Source organism: Kitasatospora purpeofusca, from assembly GCF_042691725.1.
Lineage (GTDB): Bacteria > Actinomycetota > Actinomycetes > Streptomycetales > Streptomycetaceae > Kitasatospora > Kitasatospora purpeofusca_B.
This window is the reverse complement of record NZ_CP170483.1, coordinates 4324811-4349772: the sequence shown is the minus strand read 5'-3', so window position 1 is coordinate 4349772 and position 24962 is coordinate 4324811. Positions and strand designations below refer to the sequence as shown.

Annotated in this window: 18 protein-coding genes; 12 read left to right on the top strand and 6 right to left on the bottom strand. The window is 73.0% G+C overall.

What is annotated here, in order from left to right; genetic code table 11:
- The first annotated feature begins 16 nt into the window (after nt 1-16).
- From ACFCLZ_RS18310 to ACFCLZ_RS18285, 6 genes are all read left to right on the top strand, one after another.
- On the top strand, nt 17-850 hold the full coding sequence (locus ACFCLZ_RS18310) for a toll/interleukin-1 receptor domain-containing protein (RefSeq protein WP_380285987.1): 834 nt from the start codon (nt 17-19) through the stop codon (nt 848-850).
- Nucleotides 847-2790 (top strand): hypothetical protein, encoded by a 1944-nt coding sequence (locus ACFCLZ_RS18305; protein WP_380285985.1) that lies wholly within the window; start codon nt 847-849, stop codon nt 2788-2790. The genes ACFCLZ_RS18310 and ACFCLZ_RS18305 overlap by 4 nt, the downstream gene beginning before the upstream one ends.
- A gap of 326 nt (nt 2791-3116) precedes the next feature.
- Complete coding sequence (locus ACFCLZ_RS18300; RefSeq protein WP_380285984.1) at nt 3117-4337, top strand: hypothetical protein; 1221 nt, start codon at nt 3117-3119, stop codon at nt 4335-4337.
- A gap of 140 nt (nt 4338-4477) precedes the next feature.
- A complete protein-coding gene (locus ACFCLZ_RS18295) occupies nt 4478-6997 on the top strand; it encodes a germacradienol/geosmin synthase (protein ID WP_380285983.1) in 2520 nt (839 codons plus the stop codon).
- A 165-nt stretch (nt 6998-7162) separates the two neighbouring features.
- Nucleotides 7163-7966 (top strand): VOC family protein, encoded by an 804-nt coding sequence (locus ACFCLZ_RS18290; RefSeq protein WP_380285982.1) that lies wholly within the window; start codon nt 7163-7165, stop codon nt 7964-7966.
- On the top strand, nt 7963-8499 hold the full coding sequence (locus ACFCLZ_RS18285; protein ID WP_380285981.1) for a DinB family protein: 537 nt from the start codon (nt 7963-7965) through the stop codon (nt 8497-8499). Before ACFCLZ_RS18290 ends, ACFCLZ_RS18285 begins: the two co-directional genes overlap by 4 nt.
- A 50-nt stretch (nt 8500-8549) precedes the next feature.
- Here ACFCLZ_RS18285 and ACFCLZ_RS18280 read toward each other — a convergent pair whose 3' ends face one another.
- Nucleotides 8550-9254, bottom strand: coding sequence for an ArsR/SmtB family transcription factor (locus ACFCLZ_RS18280; protein ID WP_380285980.1), 705 nt, complete (start codon nt 9252-9254; stop codon nt 8550-8552).
- A gap of 64 nt (nt 9255-9318) precedes the next feature.
- Here ACFCLZ_RS18280 and ACFCLZ_RS18275 point away from each other — a divergent pair, with 64 nt between their 5' ends.
- Together ACFCLZ_RS18275 and ACFCLZ_RS18270 are read left to right on the top strand one after the other, a co-directional pair.
- A complete protein-coding gene (locus tag ACFCLZ_RS18275) occupies nt 9319-10740 on the top strand; it encodes a hypothetical protein (RefSeq protein WP_380285979.1) in 1422 nt (473 codons plus the stop codon).
- On the top strand, nt 10737-11573 hold the full coding sequence (locus tag ACFCLZ_RS18270) for an isocitrate lyase/phosphoenolpyruvate mutase family protein (RefSeq protein ID WP_380285978.1): 837 nt from the start codon (nt 10737-10739) through the stop codon (nt 11571-11573). The genes ACFCLZ_RS18275 and ACFCLZ_RS18270 overlap by 4 nt, the downstream gene beginning before the upstream one ends.
- Nucleotides 11574-11752: 179 nt before the next feature.
- On the opposite strand, the gene ACFCLZ_RS18265 is transcribed toward ACFCLZ_RS18270, so the two are convergent.
- Entirely contained in the window at nt 11753-12241 is a 489-nt protein-coding gene (locus ACFCLZ_RS18265; RefSeq protein WP_380285977.1) for an Lrp/AsnC family transcriptional regulator, read from the bottom strand.
- A gap of 162 nt (nt 12242-12403) precedes the next feature.
- Between ACFCLZ_RS18265 and ACFCLZ_RS18260 the strand changes: the two genes are divergently transcribed.
- Nucleotides 12404-13963 (top strand): histidine decarboxylase, encoded by a 1560-nt coding sequence (locus tag ACFCLZ_RS18260; RefSeq protein ID WP_380285976.1) that lies wholly within the window; start codon nt 12404-12406, stop codon nt 13961-13963.
- Between the two features lie 21 nt (nt 13964-13984).
- Here the strand turns inward: ACFCLZ_RS18260 and ACFCLZ_RS18255 are convergent, their stop codons facing one another.
- Nucleotides 13985-14977 carry a restriction endonuclease gene (locus ACFCLZ_RS18255; protein WP_380285975.1) on the bottom strand — a complete coding sequence of 331 codons (993 nt, stop codon included), beginning with the start codon at nt 14975-14977 and terminating at the stop codon, nt 13985-13987.
- 295 nt (nt 14978-15272) lie between these two features.
- On the opposite strand from ACFCLZ_RS18255, the gene ACFCLZ_RS18250 reads away from it, so the two are divergent.
- Nucleotides 15273-15644 (top strand): RNHCP domain-containing protein, encoded by a 372-nt coding sequence (locus tag ACFCLZ_RS18250; protein WP_380285974.1) that lies wholly within the window; start codon nt 15273-15275, stop codon nt 15642-15644.
- A gap of 28 nt (nt 15645-15672) precedes the next feature.
- Nucleotides 15673-16089, top strand: a complete 417-nt coding sequence (locus ACFCLZ_RS18245) for an RNHCP domain-containing protein (RefSeq protein ID WP_380285973.1) — start codon at nt 15673-15675, stop codon at nt 16087-16089.
- Between the two features lie 25 nt (nt 16090-16114).
- On the opposite strand, the gene ACFCLZ_RS18240 is transcribed toward ACFCLZ_RS18245, so the two are convergent.
- The gene (locus ACFCLZ_RS18240; protein WP_380286205.1) at nt 16115-16813 is read right to left on the bottom strand and encodes a response regulator; all 699 of its coding nucleotides are present in this window, start codon (nt 16811-16813) and stop codon (nt 16115-16117) included.
- A gap of 5 nt (nt 16814-16818) precedes the next feature.
- Entirely contained in the window at nt 16819-18078 is a 1260-nt protein-coding gene (locus ACFCLZ_RS18235; protein ID WP_380285972.1) for a sensor histidine kinase, read from the bottom strand.
- A 258-nt stretch (nt 18079-18336) separates the two neighbouring features.
- Here ACFCLZ_RS18235 and ACFCLZ_RS18230 point away from each other — a divergent pair, with 258 nt between their 5' ends.
- Nucleotides 18337-20529 (top strand): MMPL family transporter, encoded by a 2193-nt coding sequence (locus ACFCLZ_RS18230; protein WP_380285971.1) that lies wholly within the window; start codon nt 18337-18339, stop codon nt 20527-20529.
- Between the two features lie 92 nt (nt 20530-20621).
- Here ACFCLZ_RS18230 and ACFCLZ_RS18225 read toward each other — a convergent pair whose 3' ends face one another.
- A complete protein-coding gene (locus ACFCLZ_RS18225) occupies nt 20622-24923 on the bottom strand; it encodes a hypothetical protein (RefSeq protein WP_380285970.1) in 4302 nt (1433 codons plus the stop codon).
- Between the last annotated feature and the right edge of the window lie 39 nt (nt 24924-24962).

The following is a 24962-nucleotide window of genomic DNA, read 5'->3' as shown; positions in this document are numbered from 1 at the left end:
GAGAGGTGATTCCGCCATGCCCGACATCTTCGTGAACTACCGCAGCAGCGACGAGGACACCGGCGCCACCCTGATCGAACGCGAGCTCTCCCGGCGGTTCGGCAGCGAGCGGGTGTTCCGCGCCAGCAAGTCGATCAAGGTCGGCCGGCGCTTCCCGCAGGAGCTCCTCACCGCCGTACGCCGCAGCAGCGTGCTGGTCGCCGTCATCGGCGAGCGCTGGGCCGCCGCCCGCGCCGCCGACGGCTCGCGGGCGCTGGAGGACCCGGAGGACTGGACCCGGCGGGAGATCGTCGAGGCCTTCGAGAGCGGCGCCCTCGTCGTCCCGGTGTTGATCGGCCGGGCCACCCGGCTCAACCGGCACGACCTGCCGCCGGAGCTGGCCGAGTTGGCCGACTGCCAGTACCGCCGGCTGGACACCCGCGACGCGGACGGCGACCTCGCCCGCCTCGGTGACGACCTCGCCGAGGCGGTGCCCCGGCTCGCCGCGGCGGAGCGGGAGATCGCGCGCAGCGCGGCGGCGGCCGGCGACGCGGGCGACGGTGCGGGCGGGGACGGCGGTGACGTCGGCAACCGGGTCGGCCGGGTGGACGGCAGCGTCGTCCAGGCCCGGGACTACACGCACCACCAGAGCGGCGGCATCGGCAGCGTCGGAGGGGACGTGGGGACGTTCATCAACAACGCCGCCGGTCCGGTGAACACCGGCAGCGGCGCGCAGCACAACGACCTGCGCAGCGGCGGCGTGCAGTTCAACGGCGACGGCGGCGACTTCAGCGGCAACTACGTCGAGCGGGGGACGGCGCAGCAGTGGCTCGGCGGCCGCCGGGCCGACCGCGAGGACGAGGACCGGTGACGGACGGCGGTACCCGGATCGACGAGGCCCGCGGACCCACCAACACCGGGCCGGGCCCGCAGTACAACGTCTTCGGGGGAGACTTCCGGCCTCCCCGCCCCAAGGTGGCCCCTTCCCGGGTGGCCCTCGAGCACCGTCTCTGGCTGCAGGGGAGGTTCGTTCCGCCCCACGGATTCGGAGAGGCGCGGAACCGGCTCGCGAAGCCCGGTACCACCGTGCTGCTCGCCGGGCCGCCCGGTAGCGGACGGCGGACGGCGGCGGTGATGCTGCTGCACGATCAGGAGGACCCGACGACCTCGTTCGTGGAACTGTCCTTCTCCCCGGAGAACGAGGACAGTACGCCCCCGGAGGCGGGCGACCGGCTGCTGCTGGATCTCTCCGGCATCGCCGAGGAGGACTACGAGGCGGCTCAGCAGCAGCTGTACGGCTACTGGGGCAGGGTCGAACAGGCCGGCGCCCGGATGGTGGCCGTGCTCCCCGCCACCGACCAGGAGTTGCTGCTTCCCGCCCTCCGGCAGCTGGTGATCACGATCGGTCGGCCGAGGGAGCTGGCGGTGCTCCGCCGGCACCTGGAGGGCAAGCAGGTCCGGCTGGCGTCCGACGACCTGGGGGGCGAGGAACTCGCCGCCACGCTGCGCCGGTTCGCGATGCGGGACATGCAGCGCTTCGCCGATGTGGTGGCTCAGGCGAGGGCGGCCGACCCGGCCGGGCAGGCCTCCGAATGGATCCAACAGGCGCTGGGGGCGCTGAGCGACCGCTCCGGGGAGGTGGCCCTGAAGGTCGCAGGCCTCTCCTCGGGGCCGCAGCGCGCGCTGCTGCTGGCGGCGGCCATGCTGGCCGGGGCGCCCGCGGACGCGGTCTTCCACCACACGGACCGGCTGCTCGGCATGGTCGACCACACACCCGACGAGCGGCCGCTGTTGGAGCGGTCCGATCTGGCCGAACGGCTCAAGACCCTGCCCCTGGAGATGGACGCGCGCGGCCGGATCCGCTTCGCCTCCCTGGCGTACGACGGGGCTGTGCGCACGCACTTCTGGACCTACCTGCCCTGGCTGAGGCAGTGGCTGCGCAAGTGGGTGGCGGACCTCGTGGACGAGCCGCACCCCGCACTCGTGGCGCAGGACCGGCGGCGGCTGGTCGAGCGCTTCACGGAGCAGAGCTTGCGGGCGGCCGACTGGAAGGCGCTGCACGTTCTCGCGGGTGAGTGGGCCGCCGAGCCGCAGCGCTCGGAGGAGGCGCTGGCCGTGCTCCGGCTCGGTCTCGACCACGACCGGTACGGCGCCGGGTTCCGCTCCAAGATCTACGAGTGGGCGATCGGCCAGCCCTCGCCGGCGCTCGCCAGGGTGCTGGGCCGGGCCTGTGGCGAGGTCATGGCCCGTACTCATCCGGACCAGGCCCTCGTTCGGCTGCATCACCTCGCGCGCCGGACGGGTGCGAAGGGCCCGGCGGAGGTGCGCGAGACGCTCTACGAACTCGTGCGGCAGGACCGGCGGCTGTACCTGAAACTGCTGTCCCGCTTCTGGGACGGGCTGGCGGCCAGGGGGGAGGCCTCGGCGGACATCCGGCTCTTCCTGGAGCTGGTCGGCGAGCCGCCGCCCCGGCGCGCGGTTCCGGACGACGCGCTGGCCGCCACCTGGGCCAAGGTCCTGTCGGTGGCCCGGCGGGAGCAGTGGGCGGCGGCGGTCCACCGGTGGCTGTCGGTGGCCCGGGGGCAGCCCCAGATCGGGGACCGGCTGATGGACGTGCTGGTGACGGCGGCCACGGCGCGACCGGAACTGTTGACCGCGCTGTACCTCACCGGACGCGAGTGGGTCGGCGACGGCCCGCGCGAGGAGCGGACCGGTCGGACCGAGGTGGCAACGCGGCTCTGGCAGAAGATCGACAGCGCTCAGGGGATCGAACCGGCTCAGGCGCTGCGAACCGAAGAGAGGATGAGATGAGTTCCATGGAGAAGACCCGAACGGCGGCGCTGGCCGTCGCTGCCGGGGCGGTGCCCGTTGCCCTGGGGGTGGGGCTGAAGTGGCCGGTCTGGCTCTGGGCGGTGACTTCGGTCGCGGCGGTGGTGTTGGTGGTGCTGACCTCGACGACGCGGGTCCGGCCTGCTGCGGACCGGCGGCCTGCGCCCGAGCCGGGCGTCTACGGGGCCGCTTCCTTCGCCCCCGACCCGGCTCCCGCCCCTGTCTTCGCCCCCGCCCCTGACCCTGACCCTGCCCCGGCGCCGCAGCCGCCGGTCGAGCAGCCCTTCCAGACCACCTCGGTGACGGGGGTGGCCCTGCCGAGCGCGGTGCCGGACTACGACTTCGTCTTCTCCGCCACGGTGTGGTGGCGGCAGCTGCCCAATCCCGGCGGCGTCGTCCACATCGCGCCGGACACCCTGGCCACCGATGCGGTGCTGGCCCGCGCCAGGGCGATCACCGAACGCGAGCACCCCGGGCGGCCGGAGTTGGTCCGGCATCGGCTCGACGGACTGCTGGGCACCCTGAGTCCGGACAACTCCGGGATCGTGGTGGCGATGGCCGGGCAGGTCGGTCTGGCGCTGTCCGAGGCGGACCGTGCGCGGCTGGACAAGCTGGCGGAGGTCCGGAAGACGGAGGAGATCTGGGATCACGAGCGGAGGTACGAGCGGAGCAAGCGCAGCTACCTCGGCGAGGACGTGCTCAAGTCGCCTGGTAGCGCGGTGGTGTGGTGGCTGGCGCGGAACGACGAGGAGGTGCAGGGAGCGGTGGACATGATCGGGCCGTTGGCGCAGCTCGCGGCGGCCGCGAACGACGAGGCGGTGGATGTGTTGTACCGGCACTTGGTGGCAACGGGGGAGGCGGGGTCGGTGGATGACATGCCGTTCTTTGATGCCGTCGTGCCCGAGGCCGCCACGGGGAACGGGGGGAGCATGAGGGACGTGGGGGACGTGGGGGACGTGGGGGACGAGGGGGGCGTGGGGGGCGTGGGGCCTTTCGGGCCGGCAAGGCCGTGGGCGGAGCCGGCGAGGCCGGAACGGGGGCCGTCGGTGGTCGGTCCGTTGAACGAGCTGATGGACGACATCGAGCTCAGGGAGGACGGCGATCGGACCGTCTACGCCCATCGGGTGGCCAGGTTCACCGAGGCGGCGGGGCGGCCCGACGCCGCGGATCGGATCTGGCGGAGCCTCGGGGACGACGGAGACGACGGGGACGACGGAGCCTCCGGCGGGGGCGTCGGTCGCGGGATTCCCGGCGTCGGTGGAGGCGGCGGGAATCCGGCCGGGCCGCCTTCGCAGGAAGCGGCGCCGGCGGACGCCCCCGACGGCGTGCCGGGGCAGCGGGTGTTCGTGGTGGGTCCGGTGCAGCCCCGGGACGGGGGCGAGCCGGAGCCCGGGCCGGTGACGTCGGCGTGGGAGGTGCTGCGCGGTTCCGTCGACGGGGATCCGCGGGGGTCGGGGAGCGGGGATCCGCGGGGTACGGGGGACGGGACCGGGGAAGGGTGGGGTGGGGCCGACCAGTCGCACGAATGAGCTAGTCGAGGGTGGGAAGTTGGGCAGGTGTTCGAGTGGACTGGTCTATCTCATATGACTGTTCCGGTTCTCCGGCTGAGATCGTTGAACTCGGGTAAAGCTGATTCGGCCTTGTCGACGCGTCCAGAAAGGCTCGCCCGGTGTCCCAGCCGTTCGAACTGCCGTCCTTCTACGTGCCGCACCCGGCGCGGCTCAACCCGCATCTCGACGAGGCCCGGGCCCATTCCTCCGGATGGGCCCGGGAGATGGGCATGCTGGAAGGGTCGGGGATCTGGACGCAGGCGGATCTGGACGCCCACGACTACGGGTTGCTCTGCGCGTACACCCATCCGGACGCGTCCGCCGCGGCGTTGTCGCTGGTCACCGACTGGTACGTCTGGGTGTTCTTCTTCGACGACCACTTCCTGGAGATCTTCAAGCGGACCAACGACCGGGAGGGCGGCAAGGCGTACCTGGACCGGTTGCCGCTGTTCATGCCGGCCGACCCGGAGGCGGTCCTGCCCGAGCCGACCAACCCGGTCGAGGCCGGGCTGGCGGACCTGTGGCGGCGGACCGTGCCGGCGATGGGCGAGGACTGGCGGGTGCGGTTCGCGGAGAGCACCCGGAACCTGCTCAACGAGTCGCTCTGGGAGCTCGCCAACATCAACGCGGGCCGGGTCGCCAACCCCGTCGAGTACATCGAGATGCGCCGCAAGGTGGGCGGCGCGCCCTGGTCGGCCGGGCTGATCGAGTACGCGGCCGGGGCTGAGGTGCCGGCGGCGGTGTCGGGTGCGCGGCCGCTGCGGGTGCTGATGGACGCCTTCTCGGACGGCGTGCACCTGCGCAACGACCTGTTCTCGTACCAGCGGGAGGTCGAGGACGAGGGCGAACTCAGCAACGGCGTCCTGGTGTTGGAGAAGTTCCTGGAATGCACGACGCAGGAGGCGGCCGAGGCCGTCAACGGCCTGCTCACCTCGCGCCTCCAGCAGTTCGAGAACACCGTCGTCACCGAGCTGCCGCAGCTGTTCGCGGACACCGGGCTGGACCCGGACGGCTGTGCCAGGGTACTGGCCTACGTGAAGGGCCTGCAGGACTGGCAGGCCGGTGGGCACGAGTGGCACCTGCGGTCCAGTCGGTACATGAACGACGGTGGGGCGGCGGCGGGTTCGACCGGTTCGGCCGGTTCGGCGGGCGGGGCCTCCTGGTGGGATCCGTTCGCGATCGGCGGGGTCGGCACGTCGGCGCTGGACGTGCTGAAGTCGGGCGGCGCGCTGGGCGATCTGGCCGACGAGCTGGGCTCGTTGAGCCGGACCGGGCCGGTGACCAAGGCCTGGGCGCCGACCGTCGGGGAGTCGCCGGTGGCCGCGCTGACGGCCGCTCTCGGGGTGGGGGCGGCGGCCCCGGGCGCGTCGCTGGAGTCGCCCGGGACGGGCCTGGTCGGCGGTTCGCGCGGGGACGTCGATCCCGGGGTGCGGCGGGCGCGGTCGCACGCGCACGTGCCGTTCCAGGCCGTCGGCCCGTCCCGACTGCCCGAGTTCCGGCTGCCGTTCACCGTCGACCCGAGCCCCTACCTGGAGGCGTCCCGGCTGCACACCCTCGCCTGGGCGGGCCGGATGGGCCTGCTGGAGACCCGGCCGGGCGACCCGACCGCGGGCCTGTGGACCGTCGAGGGCATGGCCGACTACGACCTCGCGCTCTGCGCGGCCGGTATCCACCCGGACGCCTCCGCCGACCAACTCGACCTCACCACCGACTGGTTGGCCTGGGGCACGTACGCGGACGACTACGTCCCGGTGGCGTTCGGCCGGACCGGCGACCTGGCCGGCGCCAAGGCGATGCACGCGCGGTTCCAACTGCTCATGCCGGTCGACGGCGAGCCGGGCGCGGAGCCGCTCACCGCGCTGGAGCGCGGGCTGGCCGACCTCTGGGAGCGGACCGCCGGACCGATGACCACCGAGGCGCGGGGAGAGCTCCGCGAGACCGTCGTGGCGATGACGCTGAGCTGGATCTGGGAGCTCCACAACCAGGCGCAGAACCGGATCCCGGACCCGGTCGACTACCTGGAGATGCGCCGCGCCACCTTCGGCTCCGACCTCACCATGAGCCTCTCCCGGCTGGCGCACGGGAACGTCGTGCCGCCGGAGGTCTACGCGAGCGGGCCGATGCGCTCGCTGGAGAACGCGGCCGCCGACTACGCCTGCCTGATGAACGACCTGTTCTCGTACCAGAAGGAAGTCGAGTTCGAGGGCGAGGTGCACAACGCGGCCCTGGTGGTGCAGAACTTCTTCGACTGCGACTACCCGGCGGCGGTGCGGATCGTCGACGACCTCATGCACGCCCGGCTGGACCAGTTCCGGCACGTGGTGGCCGAGGAGTTCCCGGTGCTGTTCGAGGACTTCGGGCTGGACGGGCCGGCCCGGGCGGTGCTCGCCGGGTACGTCAAGGAGCTGGAGAACTGGCTCGCCGGGATCCTGGCCTGGCACGAGGGCTGCCGGCGGTACCGGGAGGAGGATCTGCTGCGCCACTTCGGGCGGGAGGCGGCCGGGGTGCCGGGCGCCGTCGCGGAGGAGGCCGTCGAGCCGGGCGGCGGGGTGCTGGGCGCCCTGCTGGTGCGGCCGACCGGGCTCGGGACGTCGGCGGCCTCGCCGGCGGGAGCCGTCGGCCGGGTGGCGGTCGGCTAGCGGTCGGGTCGGCGGTCGGGTAGCGGGCCCGCCGGCCGGACGGTGTGCGGCGGTCCGCCGGGGGTTCCGGCCCCGACGGGCCGCCGCCGCTCTGCGCGCGCGGACCGGTGGGGGACTGGCTAGGGTGGCGAATTGGGGCAAATCGTCACACGAGAGGGCTTCGTCATGGCTGTGCTACCCGAGGGAACGCCCTGCTGGGCCGACGCGATGTTCGCCGACCTGGAGGGCGCCAAGACGTTCTACGGCGAGGTGCTGGGCTGGACCTTCGGCGAGTCCTCCACCGAGTACGGCAACTACACCCAGGCCTACTCCGACGGCAAGGCGGTCGCCGCGATCGTCCCGCCGATGCCGAACCAGGAGGGCGAGGTGACCTCCGCCTGGTGCCTCTACCTCGCCTCGCCCGACGCCGCCGGCACCGCCGAGAAGATCCGCGGCAACGGCGGCGAGGTGCTGATGGGCCCGATGGCGGTCGGCGAGTTCGGCTCGATGGTGATCGCCAAGGACCCGGCGGGCGTCGTCTTCGGCGTCTGGCAGGCCGGCACCCACGAGGGCTTCGAGAAGCAGGGCGCGCCGGGCTCGTACACCTGGGCCGAGGTGATCACCCGCGACGGGGCCGCCGCGGACGGCTTCTTCCCCGCCGTCTTCCCGTACGCCGTGAAGCGGATGGACTCCGGGCAGATCGACTACAAGATCTACAGCGTCCGGGAGCAGCCGGTGCTCGGCCGGATGCAGGCGGGCCCGACCGACCTGCCGCCCGAGGCGCCGAACTACCTCAGCGTGTACTTCGCGGTGGACGACTGCGACGCGACGATCGCCCGGATCACCGAGCGGGGCGGGAAGCTGTACTTCGGCCCGATGGACAGCCCGTTCGGCCGGTTCGCGGCCGTCGGCGACCCGCAGGGGGCCGCGTTCGGCGTGATCGACCTCGGGAAGACGGCCGGGGACATGCCGGTCATGGAGGCGGAGTGACCTCGGGCGGCGCCGCGCTGCCGGACGGGGAGCGGGCGGACCTGCTGCAGACGCTGGACACGCACCGGGGCTTCCTGCGGTACACCGTCCGCGACCTCGGCGACGAGCAGGCCGCCCGGCGCACCACGGCCAGCGAACTGTGCCTGGGCGGGCTGATCAAGCACGTCAGTGCGGTGGAAGCGCGCTGGATGCGGTTCGCGGTCGGCGGCGCGGCCGCGATGGAGGCCGCCGAGCCGGGTGGCGGGGCGGGTGCCGCGGCGGACTGGGCGGCTCAGTTCCGGATGGCCGAGGGCGAGACCCTGGCCGGGCTGCTCGCCGCCTACGAGCGGGTGGCCGCTGAGACGGACGCGCTGGTGGCGAGCCTGCCGGACCTCGACCGGGCCCACGCGCTGCCGGCGGCGCCCTGGTTCGAGCCCGGGGCCACCTGGTCGGTGCGGCGGGTGCTGCTGCACGTCATCGCCGAGACGGCGCAGCACGCCGGGCACGCGGACATCATCCGGGAGTCGCTGGACGGGGCGAGGACGATGGGCTGAGCGTGGACGGGGCGAGGACGATGGGCTGAGCGTGGGCGGGGCGGGCGCGCCTAGAGGGCGAGACCGAGCAGGTCGCGCAGGGCGCGCTCGCCGTCCGGCGTCACCCGCAGGGCGCGGCCGGAGCCGATCCGCTCCACCCAGGACCGCTCCAGCGCCGTCCGGCAGAGCGCCGCGCCGAACGCGCCGCCCAGGTGGCTGCGCCGCTCGGTCCAGTCCAGGCAGGTGCGGACCACCGGGCGGCCGCCGGCGCGTCCGGTCTGGGGCGGCAGTTCCGCGCCCAATTCGGCCAGCCAGGACCGGCCGCGGTCGGTGAGAGCCGGGCCGTCCTCGTCCGTCACCAGGCCGCGGGCGAGGACGGCGTCGCGGACGGCCACGCCCAGGCGGCCGGCCAGGTGGTCGTAGCAGGTGCGGGCGCGGGCCTCGGCGCTCGTCCGGGTGGCTTCGCGCAGCGAACCGGGGGCGGGGGCGGACGGCCGGTCGTCGGGGGCGGCGGGGACCGGGAAGGCGGCCAGGTCCTCGATCAGGGTGGCGACGTCCGGCCCGGCCAGCCGGACGTACCGGTGGCGGCCCTGGCGCTCCTCGGCCAGCAGGCCGCCGGCGATCAGCCGGGAGAGGTGCTCGCTCGCCGTGGACGGTGCCACCCGCGCGTGCCGGGCCAGCTCGCCGGCGGTCCAGGCGCGGCCGTCGAGCAGGGCCATGCAGAACGCGGCGCGGGTCGGGTCGGCGAGCAGACCGGCGAGGTGGGCGAGTGACATGTGTCCATGGTGCCGCGGACACGGTTCGGCGGGCGCCGAAACGTTCCGGTCCTAGCGTGGGGCCATGGCCGATCCCACCCGTCCCACCGCTACCGATTCCACCGCCACCGATGCCACCGGCGCCGATGCCACTGGCGCCGCCGCTCCTGCGGTCTCCTTCGACCGGTACGAGGACGTCACCGCCGCGCTCGCGGATCCGGCGCTGGTGCCGCCGCCCGCCGGGGCCGGGCCGGTCGGCGGTATGGCCTGGCTGCGCGCCACGGTGGCCCGGTTCAGCGCGGGCGAGCGGCACGCCGCCCGGCGGGCGTCCGTCGAGGCGGACCTCGCCGGGCTCGATCCGGAGGCGCTGCGGCTCGCGGCGGCGGCCGGGTTCGAGGCGGATGTGCGGGTGCGGGCCGTGCGCGTCCTCGCGCAGGCGCTCGGGCTCGCGGAACCGGGGGCGGTGGCCCGGGCGGTCGGGGTGGTCGCGCGGGCGTACTTCGTGGAGCGGCCCGAGGACCCGGAGGCCGACGCGGCGGTGGCCTGGCTGCTGCCCCGGATGCTTCCCGGGATACCGGCCGGGGCGGGGGGCGTGGGGCGTGCGGGGGACACGGGGGACGTGGAACGGGCCGCCAACCGGATCGGCCTGCTCGTCCAGGCCTGCGACGCCACCGTCACCCTGGTGGAGCACGCGCGCCGGGTGGGCGGGGCGGATCCGGTGGCCGCCGCTCTGCGGCACGACCCGCCGGTGCGGGTGATGCGCCGCCGCGCCGTGCGGGCGACCGTGGTGGGCGGGGTGCCCGTCGTGGCCGGGACGGCCGTCCTGCTCGACGTCGCCGCCGCCCAGGCCGGCCGTCCCGATCTGCCGCCGCTGACCTTCGGGGCCGCGCCGAGGCTCTGCCCCGGGCGGACGCACGCGCTCGCCATCGCGGCCGGCGTCCTGCACGGAGCCTCGGGCGTCCTGCCGTCGGCGGAGGGCGCGTCGGCCGAGGATGCGTCGGCGGAGTCCGTCCCGACCGAGGACGCGCCGGCCACCGACGACCGGGATCCCGCCGGGCTCGTCCCCGCCATGGTCGAGCAGGTCCTCGCCCTCGCCGCGACCTGGACCGGGTGGGACGGCCATCCGGCCACCACCGACGGCCGTATGTACACCCCGCACAAGGCGGTTCGCCGGGTCACCGACCATCTCCTCGACCACCTTGCGGAGTTGGAGGCCCGGCTGGCCGGCGAACCGACCCAGCCCGACCACTGGCACGCCTCCGCCGCCACGACCCCCGCCGACCTCGCGCCGTTCACCCCGGCCGACCTGGACGAGGCCCGCAGCCGGCTCACCCGGCTGGCCCGGATCTGGTCCGTCCGCCTGGCCGTGCTCACCCCCGAGCAACTCGACCGCTCGCCCGGCACCGGCTGGTCGTTCCGTCAGCTCGCCTTCCACGTCGCCGAGTCCGCGTACTACGCGAACGCCGTCGGCGACCTCCGTCCGCACGAGAGGACCACCGCTCGATGAGCCGCACCCCGCTCGGCACGCCGCTCGGCACGTCGCTCGACACGCCGTTCGCTGCACTGCACCGCCGCTCCGGTGAGCCGCTGCTGCTCCCCAACGCCTGGGACCACGCCTCCGCCGCCGTCCTCGCCGAGCAGGGCTTCGCCGCCATCGGCACCACCAGCCTCGGTGTCGCGGCGGCGGCCGGGCTGCCCGACGGCGCCGCGGCGACCCGCGACGAGACGCTCCGGCTGGCCCGCCGCCTCGGTCGCTCCGGGCGCTGTCTGCTCTCCGTCGACGTGGAGAACGGCTTCAGCGACGACCCGGACGAAGTGGCCTCGTTCGCCGCCGAGTTGGCGACCGCCGGGGTCGTCGGCATCAATCTTGAGGACGGCCGTCCGGACGGCACGCTGACCCCGGCCGCCGTGCACTCCGCCAAGATCGGCGCGATCAAGGCCGCCGTCCCGGCCCTGTTCGTCAACGCCCGCACCGACACCTACTGGCTGGCCCTGCCCGACCCGGCCGAGGAGACCGACCGCCGTCTCGCCGCGTACCAACTGGCGGGCGCCGACGGCCTGTTCGTCCCCGGCCTCGCCGATCCGGCCGCCATCGCGCGGCTCTGCGGCGGCCTGGACCTCCCGCTGAACATCCTCTACACCCCGACCGGGCCCACCCTCCCCGAGCTAGCGGCCCTGGGCGTCGCCCGCGTCAGCCTCGGCTCCTACCTCTACCGCACCGCCCTCGCCGCCGCCGTCTCCACGGCCCTCGCCATCCGCGCCGGCGCCCCTGTGGCCGGCGCGGCTGCGGACACCCCCGCCTACGGCACCGTCCAGGCCCTGCACGCCGACGGGCGGTAGGGAGGGCGGGCTGCGGGGGAGGGGGGCGAGTGGCAGAAACTATGCAGACCGGTCTACTGAAATCAGTAGACCGGTCTGCATAATTCAGGCCTGAAATCTGTAGACCGGTCTACAGACCACCTCGCAGGACGCGCCCGGGCGCCGACACCTGGCCGACGGCCGACGGTCGACGGCCGACGTCAGCCGCCGGTCAGGTAACGGCGGCCCGGGATCTGCTCGAAGATCAGGTTGGTCCGGGTCTGCGCCACCGCGGGGTGGGTGGTGAGGTGGTCCACCACGAAGTCGCGCAGCTCCTCCGGGCCGGCCACGCCGACGTGCAGCAGGTAGTCGTCGGAACCGGCCATGTGGAACACGGCGAGGACACCCGGCAGATCGGGGGCGCTGCTCCGGAAGCTCTCGTTCTGCTCGCGGGTGTGCGCCCGGAGCCGGACCGAGATCATCGCCTGCAGCGGCAGCCCGATGGCGGCGGGGTCTATCTCGGTGCGGAAGGCGCGGATGATGCCGCGATCGCGCAGCGCCCGCACCCGGGCCAGACAGGTCGAGGGGGCGATGCCCACGGTCTCGGCGAGCGCGTTGTTCGGCGTGCGGGCGTTCTCGGCGAGGACGCGCAGGATCGCGCGGTCGGTGTCGTCGATGGGCGCCCGGTGGGCCTGCGGAAAATTCGGCACGCCGCTCAGAGTCCCCGACCATCCAGCAGATTCGCAAGGTGAAAACACTCCTCTCCGAATCTTCTGCGGAAGTCTTTCCATCACATGATGGAAAGTTCCATCCTGACGGGCGAAGCGGCCCTGGGCCGACCCATCCCAGCGAACCCGGAGCGCCGCCCCCTCATGAGCCCCACGACCGTCCACGCCGCCCCGGCTCACGCCGCCCCGGTCCACACCGCCCCGGCTCACGTCGATGCGGCGCCGGAGAGCGAGGACTTCGCGATACCCGCCGAGGGGCTCACCGACGGCGAGCGGCTGCGCGCCCTCGACCGGATGGACGGGTACCTGACGCGCAAGCGCCGCCACCTGGTCGGCTACCAGGCCACCCAGGAGCTCGCGGGCAGCGCCCTCGACCTCGCCCGCTTCATGCTGAGCAACATCAACAACCTCGGCGACCCGTTCCAGAGCGGCGGCTACAAGCCGAACACCAAGGTCGTCGAGCGCGCCGTGCTCGACTACTACGCGCGCCTCTGGCACGCCGGGCGCCCGTACGACCCGGCCGACCCCGAGTCCTACTGGGGCTACATGCTCTCCATGGGCTCGACCGAGGGCAACATGTACGCCCTCTGGAACGCCCGCGACTACCTGACCCGCCCCGGCGCGCCCCGCCCGGTGGCGTTCTACTCCGAGGACACCCACTACTCCTTCGCCAAGGCCGTCCGGGTGCTGGGCGTCGACACCTTCCACGCGGTGGGCACGGCGGACTACCCGGGCGAGTGCCCGCTCGGCGGCGACTGGCCCGCCGAGGTGCCCTCACTGCCCGGGCCGTCCGGCCACTCCTGGGACGGGCCCGGCGCGGTCGACGCGGACGCGCTGGCGGTCCTGGTGGAGTTCTTCGCGGCCAAGGGCCACCCGGTCTTCGTCAACTTCAACCTCGGGAGCACCTTCAAGGGCGCTCACGACGACGTCCGCGGCGCGTGCGAGCGGCTGCTGCCGGTCTTCGAACGCCACGGCCTGCTGCCGCGCGCCGGGACCGGCGAGCGCCGGGGCTTCTGGATCCACGTCGACGGCGCGCTCGGCGCCGGCTACGCGCCGTTCCTGCGGATGGCCGCCGACGACCCGGCGGCGTACGGCTGGGCGCCCCAACCCGGCGCTGGTTCCCCGGAGTTCGACTTCGGCCTCACCCTGCCCGGCGGGGCGTCCGGGGACGTCGACATGGTCGCGTCGATCGCCATGAGCGGCCACAAGTGGGCCGGGGTGCCGTGGCCGTGCGGCGTCTTCATGACGAAGGCCAAGTACCAGCTCGAACCGCCGACCCAGCCCGAGTACATCGGCGCACCGGACAGCACCTTCGCCGGATCCCGCAACGGCTTCTCGCCCCTGGTGCTCTGGGACCACCTGTCCCGGCACTCCTACCGCGACCAGGTCGACCGGATCCGCCGTTCCCAGGAGCTGGCCGGCTACCTGGACCGCCGCCTCCACGAGCTGGAGGAGGAGACCGGCGCCGCCCTCTGGCCGGCCCGCACCCCCGGCGCCATCACCGTCCGCTTCCGCAAGCCCAGCGCCGCGCTGGTCGCCAAGTGGTCGCTGTCCTGCGAGAACGTCCTGACCACCCCCGGCGACCCGACGAGCCTGCGCGGCTACGCGCACGTCTTCCTGATGCCCTCGGTCGACCGCGCCAAGCTGGACGCCCTCCTGACCGACCTCGCCCACGACCCGGCCATCCTCGCCACCCCCTCCTGACCGGCCGATCCCCGTCCGGGATCAGTCACTGGTCAGGATGTCGATCAGTGAGTCGCCGAGCTCGACCCAGCGGACCAGGTCGATGCGGTTCACCATGAGCACCTCCAGGTCCTCGGCGGTGGAGATCGCGCCCTGGGTGAAGTCGCCGTTGGTGACGATGACGGCGAAGTCGGCGTGGTGGATGCGGTTGGCGCCGGACTCGAACTCCATGACCACGCCGCGATCCACCTTGCGGCCACGGGTGGTGTGCTTCACCTGGACCACGAAGCGCTGGTTGATCGGCCAGAGGGCGATGACGTCGGCGGCGTGGTCGCCGCTGAAGCCGTTCGCCCGGAGGATGCTGAAGCCGTCCCGTTGCATCAGAGCGGAGACGAGCCGCTCGAAGGGCTTCGGTTCGAGCTTGTCGACCAGTGCGATCGGCACGGAGCTTGTCGGTTCGAACAGGGCCGGAGGCTGCTTCTTGAGAAGATCGACGATCTCTGTGGAGCTGTGGGTGATCTCGGCGGCTATCCGGTGGAGTGTCTTGGGCCGCTCGATCAGCGGTGCCTTGCGCAGCGGAGGCTGGTTCTCGGCCGCGTCCGGGCAATGCCTGAGGCGTGAGTCCCAGTAGTCCCACTCGAGTTCGGCGAGCCCGCGGCGGAGGCCGACGAGCCTTCGTTCCTCCTTGGCCAGGAAGTAGGTGAGCAGCGTTCGGCAGTCCGCGAGGGGGATCGCGCATGCGCTCATCACCGAAGTGGCGTCCTTGCGGACGAGGTCGATATGGCCCCTCGTGTCGTCGATGATCTGGAGGAGCATCTCTATCGACGCCGAAGCGGCGTGGATTCTCTCGCGGTACTGCCACGGCGAGTGAGCGCTCGGACCGCCCTCGGCGGCGCGGTGGAGAAAGGTCAGCACCAGCGGCAGGAATTCACCGTGTCTGGCGATCGTTGCGGCCTCCGCCGCATAGCGGTTGAGTACATCGTGGTCGTCGAGAGCCGCCAGACGGCTCACCAGGTCGATTGTCGGGTCACCCACGGTGGCAGAGGCTACCGGGCCACACCGACAGCGGGCGCCGGCGTCGGCCCGTCCCGGCTCCAGGGCGCGCACGTGTCCGGGGCGGAGAAAATCGCTGGTCCGGGCGCCGGCCGGGTTGTTACGCTCGCCGCTCCGTTCGCTTCCGTCCGTTCTGGGCCGCCGTGCCCTTCGAGAGGGTGTCTTGATGTCCCGGACCGCGCCGAGTGCGCCTCGCCACACTGCCTGACGGATCGTCGTCGAGGCCGCTCGGCCTGCTCTTGCTGTCATCGTTGACCTCCAGCAAGGAGCACCCCGGGTGTCCAGCACCACCAACAGCACCAGCAACACCCTGAAGACCGCCACCTTCCCCTGTGCGTGGTGCGGTCTGACCGTGTCCACGTTCGCCGGCGACGGCGCGCGGCGCAACCACTGCCCGTCGTGCCTGCACTCGCAGCACGTCGCCGACCATGTCGAGGGCGGCCCGAGCGAGTGCCGCGGGCGGATGACGCCGATCGCCATCGCCGTGCTGCGCACCGGCGACTGGATGGTCGTCCACCGCTGCGTGCGCTGTGACGAGTTGACGTCCAATCCGGTCTGTCCGGACGACAACCAGCTCATCCTGATGCGCATCGCCGTGCGGCCGCTGGCACAACCGCCGTTCCCGCTCGAAGCGTTCGGATCGCTCTGAACCGGCCGTGCGAGAAGGGGACGCGACCGTGTCACGACAGAAGAACCGCGACGGCCACCGGCGCCGGCAGCGGCCCAAGGACGTCCTGCACGCCCGGGGCGGGCACCGGGCGAACGACTTCCGGTGCGTCGGCTGCCGGCTGGACGTCCCGTTGGACGCCCCCGGGACCGCGCACCGCAACCACTGCCCGAACTGCCTGGCCAGCCTCCATGTGGACCGCCGCGTCCCCGGCGACCGCGCCGCCGACTGCCGTGGGCGGATGGAGGCCCTGGGCATGTCCGTCCGCGCGGACGGCGAGTGGATGATCGTCCACCAGTGCCTGTCCTGCGGCGAGTTGAGCACCAACCGGATCGCCGGTGACGACAATCCGCTGCCGCTGCTGCGGCTCGCTCTCAAGCCGCTGCAGGACGCGGGCTTCGCCCGTCGCACCCTGCGCGACCTGTAGCACCGAGGAGGCGGTGCGCCGCGCCCTAACCCCTCCCGCCGGCCTGGTCGCCGCCCACCGAACGGGCGGTGACCAGGCCGGACTCGTACGCCGCGATGACCGCCTGGGCGCGGTCGCGCACGTCGAGCTTGCCGAAGAGGCTGGTGATGTGGTTCTTCACCGTGGAGTGGCTGATGTCCATGGCCCGGGCGATCGCGGTGTTGTCGAGGCCGGTGGCCATCAGCCGCCAGACCTCCACCTCGCGGGGGGTGAGTTCCCCCGCCGTGACGTCGGGCGGCGGCGGGGCGCCGACCGGCGTCCGGACGTAGGCGGAGATCAGCCGGGTGAGCAGGCGCGGGGCGACCACCGCCTCCCCGGTGTGGACGGTGCGGATCGCGGCGGCGAGGTCCTCCGGCGAGACGTCCTTGGGCAGGAACCCGTACGCGCCGGCGCGCAGCGCGGCCACCACGTACTCGTCCATGTCGAAGGTGCTCAGCGCGAGGACCCGGCACCCGGGCAGCGTGCGGGCCAGCTCCTCGGTCGCGGCGACCCCGTCCAGGACGGGCATCCGGATGTCCATCACCACGACGTCGGGGCTCAGCCGGTGGGCGAGCGCGACGGCCTGCTCCCCGTCCCCGGCCTCGCCCACCACCTCGAAGGCGGGGTCCGGCGAGAGGATCAGCGACAGACCGCGCCGGACCAGCGGCTGGTCGTCCACGATGAGGACCCGGATCCCGGGTGTCACGGCCGTCACCGGTACACCGCCTCCCCGCGCAGCCCACCGGCGCGCTCGGCGGTCTCCCCGCGCTGGACGGCCGCCTCCGCCGCCTCATCCGCCGCCAGCGGCAGCTCGGCCACCACGGCGAAGCCGCCCTCCGGCCGCGGGCCGGCCGCCAGGGTGCCGCCGTGCAGGGCGACCCGCTCGCGCATGCCGATCAGGCCGTACCCGCCCCGGCCGGGCTCGTGCTCGGCGCCCTGGGACGGCGCGCCCCTGCCGTCGTCGCTCACCTCGACGGTGACCCCGTCCGGGCGGTAGGTCAGCAGGACGGAGGCGTTGGCCGGCCCCGCGTACTTGCGGGCGTTGGTCAGGCTCTCCTGGACGATCCGGAACACCGTCAGGCCGACGGTCGGCGGCAGCGGCCGGCGGGGCCCGTGCACGCTGAACGCGGTCGGCAGCCCGGCCCGGCGGGACTCGTCCACCAACCGGCCGAGGTCGTCCGCCCCGGGCTGGGGCGAGGCCGGGGAGACGTCCGGTTCGTCACCGGCCCGCAGGACGTCCAGCAGCTGGCGCATCTCGCGCAGGGCCAGCCGCCCGGAGGACTCCAGGGTGACCAGGGCCTCCCGGACCACCTCCGGGTTCGCGAGGTTGGCCCGGGCGCCGCCGGCCATCAGCTGCATGGTGGTGATGTGGTGGGCCACGATGTCGTGCAGCTCCCGGGCGATGCGGCGGCGCTCCTCGGCCACCGCGCGGTCGGCCAGCAGCCGGCGGTTGGCGTCCACCTCGCGCTGCCAGCGGGCGACCGCGAGGCCTGCGCCGGCCACCAGCGCGGTGGAGGCGACGGCCGCGATGCCCGCCTCCGCGGAGGGCACCGGGAAGTCGCTCTGGCTCAGCATCGTCACCAGCGCCGTCGCCGCGGCGGCGCCCGCGGCGACCTGCCAGGTGCGGTTCCGGGTGACCGAGTACACCGCCACCGTCAGGACGGCGCCGAAGTGGATGCCCATCGGGGTCGACAGGTCGATCGCGGATTGGAGCACCAGGACGGCGGCGAGCGCCTGCACCGGGTGGCGGCGCCGGGCGAGCAGCGGCACGCCGGACAGTACGAGCAGGACGAAGCCCGGCACGCCGACGCCCCGGGTGCCCGACACCTCGCTGACGAGCAGGTGGGCGAGCAGGTCCAGCGTGCCGACGCCGACGGCCACCAGCGCGTCGGCCTGGGTCCACGGCAGGCCGCCCATCCGGTTCGGCGGCGCCTCGTCCACCGCCGCGCCGGGGTGTTGACGCCCGTCCATCCTCGTCCTCCCGGCCGACCAGCGTTGACGCCCCATTCTGGCACCGGCCCGCCCGGCCCCGGATGCTCCCTCCGGCCGAGGACGGGCGGGCGGACCAGGAGCACGGTCCCGGTTCCGGACCGCCGGGGGGACCGGGGGCCCCGGCCCGGATCGTCCGCTGCCCGGACGCCCGGCACCGCCTTCGCCTGATGGTCTGGAAGCCTGCCGGGAACCCCCGGCGACAAGGCCGACGTTCGCGTCCATCAGCCGGAGGGCACCGTGATCCGCGCACTGACCGGATTCTCCACCAGACACGCGTGGAAGGTCATCGCCCTCTGGGCGGTGCTGGGACTGGCACTGGCCGGGCTGAGCCCGATGCTGCTCGGCCCGGTCACCCAGTCCCAGACCGGTGACTTCCTGCCGAAGAGCTACGACTCGGCCGCCGCCCTGCGGATCGCCGAGGAGGAGTTCGGGGTGAAGCCCGACGCCACCACGGTCACGGTGCTGGTCGCCCGGAGCGACGGCAAGGCGCTCACCGACGGCGACCGGCGGCGGGTCGAGGCCGAGGCGGCGGAGCTCGGCAAGCACCGGGTCGTCATGCCCAGGGAGAAGGACGAGCCGGCGTTCCTCCGGCCCGACCGCTCGCAGACGCCCCGGGTGGCCCCGGCGATGACGGCGCCCGACCGGACCTTCGAGCTGCTCTTTGTCGAACTGACCGGCAGCGCCGCGGACGAGGGCGTCCAGGAGGTCTACCGGACCTTCCGGGACTCCGCCCGCGCGCGGTTCGCCGACGCCGGGATGCGCACCGGGTTCACCGGCGGTCTGGCCGAGGCCGTCGACACCGCGGACGACAACCGGACCGCCGCGCTCGTCGGCAGCAGCCTGGTCGCCGTGCTGATCGTCCTGCTCAACGTGCTGGTGTTCCGCAGCGTGCTCGCGGCCGTGCTGCCGCTGCTCGCGGTCTCCCTGATCGGAGGCGTGGCCGCCGGAGCGGTGGCCGGCGCCGCGGCGCTCACCGGCCTCAAGCTGGACACCTCCACCCCGAGTCTGATCTCCGTGGTGCTGCTCGGCATCGGCGTCGACTACCTGCTGTTCCTGCTCTTCCGGTTCCGCGAGCACCTGCGCGCCCGGCCCGACCAGCCCGCCCGCGAGGCGGCCGCCGAGGTGTCCGGCCGGGTGGGCACCGCGATCACCTCGGCCGCGCTGACCATCGTGGCCGCCTTCGCCACCCTGGGCGTGGCGAGCTTCGGGCAGTTCCGCTCGCTCGGCCCGGCGATCGCCGTCGCCGTCCTGGTCATGCTGCTGGGCAGCCTCACCCTGATGCCGGCCCTGCTCGCCGCCTGCGGCCGCAAGATGTTCTGGCCCTCCCGCAGCCTGGACCGTGAGCCGCGCGCGGGCGCGGCCGCCCGCTACGGCGCCTTCGTCGCCCGGCGTCCGGGGGTCCTGCTGCTCGGCTCCGTCGCGCTGCTCGGCGCCCTCGCCGCCGGGATGACCGGGATCCGGATGGACTACGGCCAGGGCGGCGGCTCCGGGACGGCGGCCGCGGCCACCGCCGCGGAGATCTCCCGCGCCCTGCCGGCCGGCGTGTCCGACCCGACCACCGTCTACGTCACCGCCGACGACGGCGGCACCCTCGACCCCGCCCGGTTCGACGGCCTCTCCCGCGCCCTCGCCGAGGTCGAGGGCGTCGGCCAGGTGGGCGGCACCGTCCTGAACGAGAGTCGCCGCGCCGCCCGGATCGACCTCTTCCTCACCGCCGACCCGCAGAGCGCACGGGCCCGCGAGCTGGTGTCCGGCCCGGTGCGCGCCGCCGTCGCCGCCCACACGCCTGCCGGGACGAGCGCCCACGTCGGCGGCACGGCGGCGATCTTCGCCGACATCTCCGTCGCCGTCGACCACGACCTGAGGATCGTCTTCCCGGTCGCCGCCGTCCTCATCGCCCTGATCCTGTTGCTCCTGCTGCGCAGCGTGCTCGCCCCGGTGGTGCTGATGCTCGCCGTCGGGCTCGGCTTCGCCGCCACCCTCGGCGCCGCCGCCCTGCTGTTCCAGCACGTGCTGGACGAGCCCGGCGTCAACTTCACCCTCCCCCTGGTGCTGTTCCTGTTCGTCGTGGCGCTGGGCACCGACTACAACATCCTCATCACCGACCGGATCCGCGAGGAGATGCACCGCCCCGGCCCGGCCCGGGCCGCCGTGGCCCGCGCCGTCCGCCACACCACCCCCGCCGTCGCCACCGCCGGCCTGGTCCTGGCCGGCTCCTTCGCCACCCTCGCCACCACCCCCGGCAGCGCACAGATCGCCTTCGCGCTGACGCTCGGCATCCTCCTCTCCGCCGTCGTCCTCTCCCTCGCCCTGGTGCCCGCCCTGGCCACCCTCCTCGGCCGCGCCCTCTGGTGGCCCCTCCGCCCCACCCCGTCCCCGCCCGCGTCCCCTTCCCCGGACCCGACCGCCTCCCGCGTCCTCACCCCCTGACCACCCCACCCCCCCGACCGGGCGCCCGCCTGCCCCGGGCGCCCACGGAGGCCCGACCCCCACCCCGAGGGCCGGGCCTCCGGCCTGTGAGCTCAGCGTTCGCCGTGGAGCGCGGTGCTCAGGTCGTGCGCGTTCACGCGGTAGAGGCCGTCGATGATGTCGAGGCACTGGGCACGGGTCGCGGGTCCGCCTTGGCGGTACAGGCGCAGTACCGTCTTGATCAGGTACCGCTGGATCAGGGCGTATCCGCGTTGACCTGTCCTGCTGCCCTCCGCCGAGACGGCTGCCAGCGCCTGACACGCTTGGAGCGTCCAGGAAGGCAGACGCAGAGTCGATTGCGAGAGTGACACGGCCAAGGTCTCCGGGTGTTCGGAGAGAGCGGGGCTGGAGAGGAACGAATCGACCAGCTCCTCCGAGGCTTCCGGGGGCAACGAGGCGGCAGCCCGCATCGAGCGCGCTGCCGCCTCACGCACCGCCGCATCGCCGTCATGGAACATCTGTCGGAGCAGCGGTGCGCCATTGGCCGGATCACTGGCGGCCATCTCGGCGGCGCCCCGGCGGGCGGCAGGGGTCAGAGCGGCCGGCCCTTGGGGCAGGCGTGGGAGCAGACGGCCTTGCATCGCCAGCACAGACCAGGTGGCTCCGGCGTGACGGGCCGCTCCTTCAGGGCCTTCGAGTGCCCGGATCAGCTCCGGCGCGAAGCGCTCGGTGTCGTGGAGCAGGGCGCGGGTGAGGAGTTTCTGAGTGGTCAGAGCACCGTGGATATCCACCGGGGCTCCGGTGAAGAGACGTTCGGAGAACTCCAACGCCTCTGCTGGAGCGAGGCACAGGAGCGCGGTCACCGCATCCGCTGTGCATACTCGTACGGCCGTGATCGGGTCGCGGACGAGCTGGTCCAGTAGTGGTAGAAGAGCCTGTACCGGTGCGTCCGTCGTTCTGAGGAGCGCCCCGACGGCAAGGGCGGCTGCCCCTCGTGTGGAGTTCATCCCCGCTGTCAGGAGGTCTCCGCCGTAGTAGTACTTCCCGCGGTACGACTCGGTTCGGGCCGATTCAGCTGCGGGGTCGGGGTCATCGACGCAATCGGCCAGGAGGCTGATCGAGGCAGGATGGTTCGCTACGTCCGCCGCCCGGTTGAGGATCGCCCTGCAGATCGTCCGGCCCACGTACTCGCCGACGAGGAGGCGGGCATGCGTGCAGAGATCCATCAGGTGGCCGGGCTGCACCTTTCCGGCGACTCCGTCGATGACGGCGGCGAACGCGGGAGGCGGGATGCTCCCGTCGAACCGGCACCCCAGGCGGGCGAACCGTTGCGGCCGGTGGCGGGCTGCGGTCTCGAGCAGCGAAGCCAGCTCGGTGGCCCCGCCCCTTGGACGGTCGCTGCTCCAGTCGATGCCTTCCTGGACGTGTTTCCTCAGCGCGCGGAGCCACTGGGTATCCGTCATGTGGTTGCCGGCGGAGGAGTCGATCGGTGGCCCGACAAAGTCGGCCTCCACCGGGCGTGGCTCGCGCAGGGCATTCTGGGGGAATCTGCGCTTCAGTTCCTCGAGGCGTCTCGTTGCCTCAGGGGTCCGGCGTCTCCCGTCGACGGCTTCGAGGAGCACATACTGTGCGCGCCCGAAGAGGCCCCGGTGCTTGAGGGTGCGTTCGTGCTCCGGGTAATGACCGAGAAGGGTCCGGAGCAGTTGGACCAGCGTTTCGTCCCGGCAGCGCTGAGTTGCCGCGGCGATGAGTTCACGCGAAGCCCAGTAGGGACTGTCCAGCCACCCGAGACGGAGGCGTTCGGAGGCCGCCGTCAACCACATCAGGGCCTCGTCCGGCCGGTTCCACCTGGCATAGGTCCGGCAGGCGAGGAAGTTCAGGGCCCACCCCTCACCTGCCGCCAGGACTCCCATCACCTCCGCGACGGCGGAGGGTTCCTGTTCAGCCAGCGTCCGCAGGGCATCGTGCGCTGCCGCGTACAGGGCATCGCTGATGTCGGGTTCGAACGGGGAAGGCGGATGCGTCCATCGGGACTGCGGGATCTCTGCCTCCGGATCGGCGGCGTGGCTCGATTCCACAACGGAGATCACGAACGGCAGCACGTGGTCGAGCGTCGTTCTGGGAACAGCCGCAGCCGTCTCGGAGACAAGGGCGCCCACCCGGGATCCGCCGGGCGTGGGCAGGTGACCGGAATCGAACGGGTCGCTGTAGCCGGCAGCGGCGGTCCGACGGAGCGCCCGGGTGAGGAAGGACCCCAGGATCCGGACTGCGGAGGCCGCGTCCTGCTGGGCGAGTTGTTCGAAGAGGTCCCAGAACCGCACACCGGTGCCCGAACGCCAGTCGGTGTCGTCGTCGAAGTCGCCACGGTCGATGAGCCTGCGGACCAGGTCGACGGAACACGGTGAGGGCCACTTGCCGACCCAGTCGCGGATCCGCTGACGCCACGCATCGTCGGCATCCACATACGGTTCGAGGAGTTCCAGGACGCGCTCGGGTCGCCGCTCGGTGCACCATTCCAGCTGCCGGAAGACCAGCGGGACCGTCCGCGGGTCGGCGAGCCACCGTTCCCACCTCCCCGTATCGGCCGCGTCGAACCACGCGGGCCGGCCCAGCAGGCCCCGTAACCGCTCCGCGGTGACTCCTTCGCCCCACGCGAGCGGGTCGAGGACGGCCCAGTCCTCGCTCGTGGCGTCGAGGTCCTCGAGCACGGAGAGGGCGACGAAATGCAGATGCGGTCGGACCAGGCCCGAGGTCAGCAGGCGGACCACCGTGCGCCGGAACTCCGCGCGGTCGGTGTTCCGCAGGTGCTCCAGCACCTGCCGGGTCTGTGCCCGGCGGAACAGGGCCTGGCCGCTCGCCGCGAGGAAGTCGTGGAGGTCGTGACCGGACCCGACGAAGGAACGGGCGAAGAGGTAGTCGAAGTACGTCTCGTGGAAGAACCCGATGCGGTCGTTGTCCGCTCGGAACAGGACTCCGGCCGAGACGAGTACGGCCAGATCGCCCCTCGCGAACCGGTCCAGCAGCGGATAGGGGACGGTGAGGGTCTCGCGTCGGCTCATCTCGTCGACCAGCCGGCCAGTGATGTCCGACCAGACCTGGGCGGGAAGCGACCGTTCGACCTCGCGGCGCGTCTCCTCCGTGTACGTGGCGTAGAGCCCCTGGAGGCTCTGATAGGGCGCCGTTCGGGCGTTCTTCGAGAGTTTGCCGAAGACCGCGAGGTGCAGAGGGGTGCGGAGGAGCTCCAGCGTGTCCCCGCCGAGTGTCTGCGGTGATGTGCCGTCCGCTTCGAGGACGGTGTGCACGGCCTCGTCATCGAGGAGTCCCAGTCGGAAGCGCTCGGTCGTCTTCTCCTGCCTGACCAGGCTCGTCAGGCGCGGGTCGTTCTCGACGTCGACGGTCCGGGCCACCAGGACGATCTTGACGTTGGGTGCTTCGGCCAGTGTCTCCAGCATCTCGTCCACGGCCTCGAAGACATCGGGCATGCGACCGCTGTAGCTGCTCGCCGCGTCGAGTTGGTCCACGACGAGCAGCGCCGGAGCGCCGCTCGCCACCCGGGCGATCAGCGTGGCAGGTGAAGCGGGGAGGCCCAGGCGCCGTCCCACCGCCTCGGCCGTCCGGTCGTCCGCCTCTGTTTCGTCCATGCGGAAGGGCAGGACGGGCCAGCCCTGATCCTCCGCCAGCGCGACGACTTCGCCCACCACGGTCGACTTCCCCATGCCCGCGGAGCCCTCGCACACGATGGTCGTCGGCGCGTCTTGCGCGACCAGCCGCCCGAACAGGCCCTGCGCATGGGGGCTGGTGGCCAGTCCGAACGCCGGTCGTTCCCGGTCCGCGCGCCGCAGGAAGCGCCGTTTGACCCGGTGAACGGCCTGCCGGTCCCTGTCGGCGGTGTCCGGGTGGAACAGGTCCGGATGTCCCGGCCCGCCCGGCGGATCCGGGGCGGGAGGGACATGGACGGTGAGGTTGCCGGCGCCCACGGCGAACAGGTTGCCGTGGGCCTGCAGGTGGAGGTTCTGGCGCGTGGTGGCGGCGGGGCGGGCGGCCGCCCCGGTGCTCCCCACCGAGTGGTCGCGCACAAGACGCCGCAGACGCGATGCCGCCGCCTCGCGCTCGCCGGCATCGAGCTGCTCCAGCAGGTCGATGAACCGGTTTTGCCAGGCCACGATGCGACGCGTGGTGATGGCCCATGCCTCCGTGTCGTCCGCCGTCCGCAATTCGACGGCGGTCGCTGCCAGCCGGGCCCGCTCCGACCGTTCGTCCTGTCCGCCCTCCCGGGCGAGCCAGCAGGCCAGGTGGTGCAGAAACGACGGCCAGTGGGCGGTTCCAGCTGTTTTCACGACGGCGAAACCGGCCTCTGTCGCGATTGCGTGCAAGGTTTCCGAAAGCATGCTTTCCCTTTGGTCGGTCGTCGTCACGATAGCCGGTCGGGTCTGTCGGTGCAGGGAATTCGGCGA

Excerpts from the sequence above, each read along its gene's own strand:
- ACFCLZ_RS18310 (WP_380285987.1), top strand. The coding sequence starts at position 17 with ATGCCCGACATCTTCGTGAACTACCGCAGCAGCGACGAGGACACCGGC.
- ACFCLZ_RS18290 (WP_380285982.1), top strand. The coding sequence starts at position 7,163 with ATGGCTGTGCTACCCGAGGGAACGCCCTGCTGGGCCGACGCGATGTTC.
- ACFCLZ_RS18280 (WP_380285980.1), bottom strand. The coding sequence starts at position 9,254 with ATGTCACTCGCCCACCTCGCCGGTCTGCTCGCCGACCCGACCCGCGCC.
- ACFCLZ_RS18275 (WP_380285979.1), top strand. The coding sequence starts at position 9,319 with ATGGCCGATCCCACCCGTCCCACCGCTACCGATTCCACCGCCACCGAT.
- ACFCLZ_RS18270 (WP_380285978.1), top strand. The coding sequence starts at position 10,737 with ATGAGCCGCACCCCGCTCGGCACGCCGCTCGGCACGTCGCTCGACACG.
- ACFCLZ_RS18260 (WP_380285976.1), top strand. The coding sequence starts at position 12,404 with ATGAGCCCCACGACCGTCCACGCCGCCCCGGCTCACGCCGCCCCGGTC.
- ACFCLZ_RS18235 (WP_380285972.1), bottom strand. The coding sequence starts at position 18,078 with ATGGACGGGCGTCAACACCCCGGCGCGGCGGTGGACGAGGCGCCGCCG.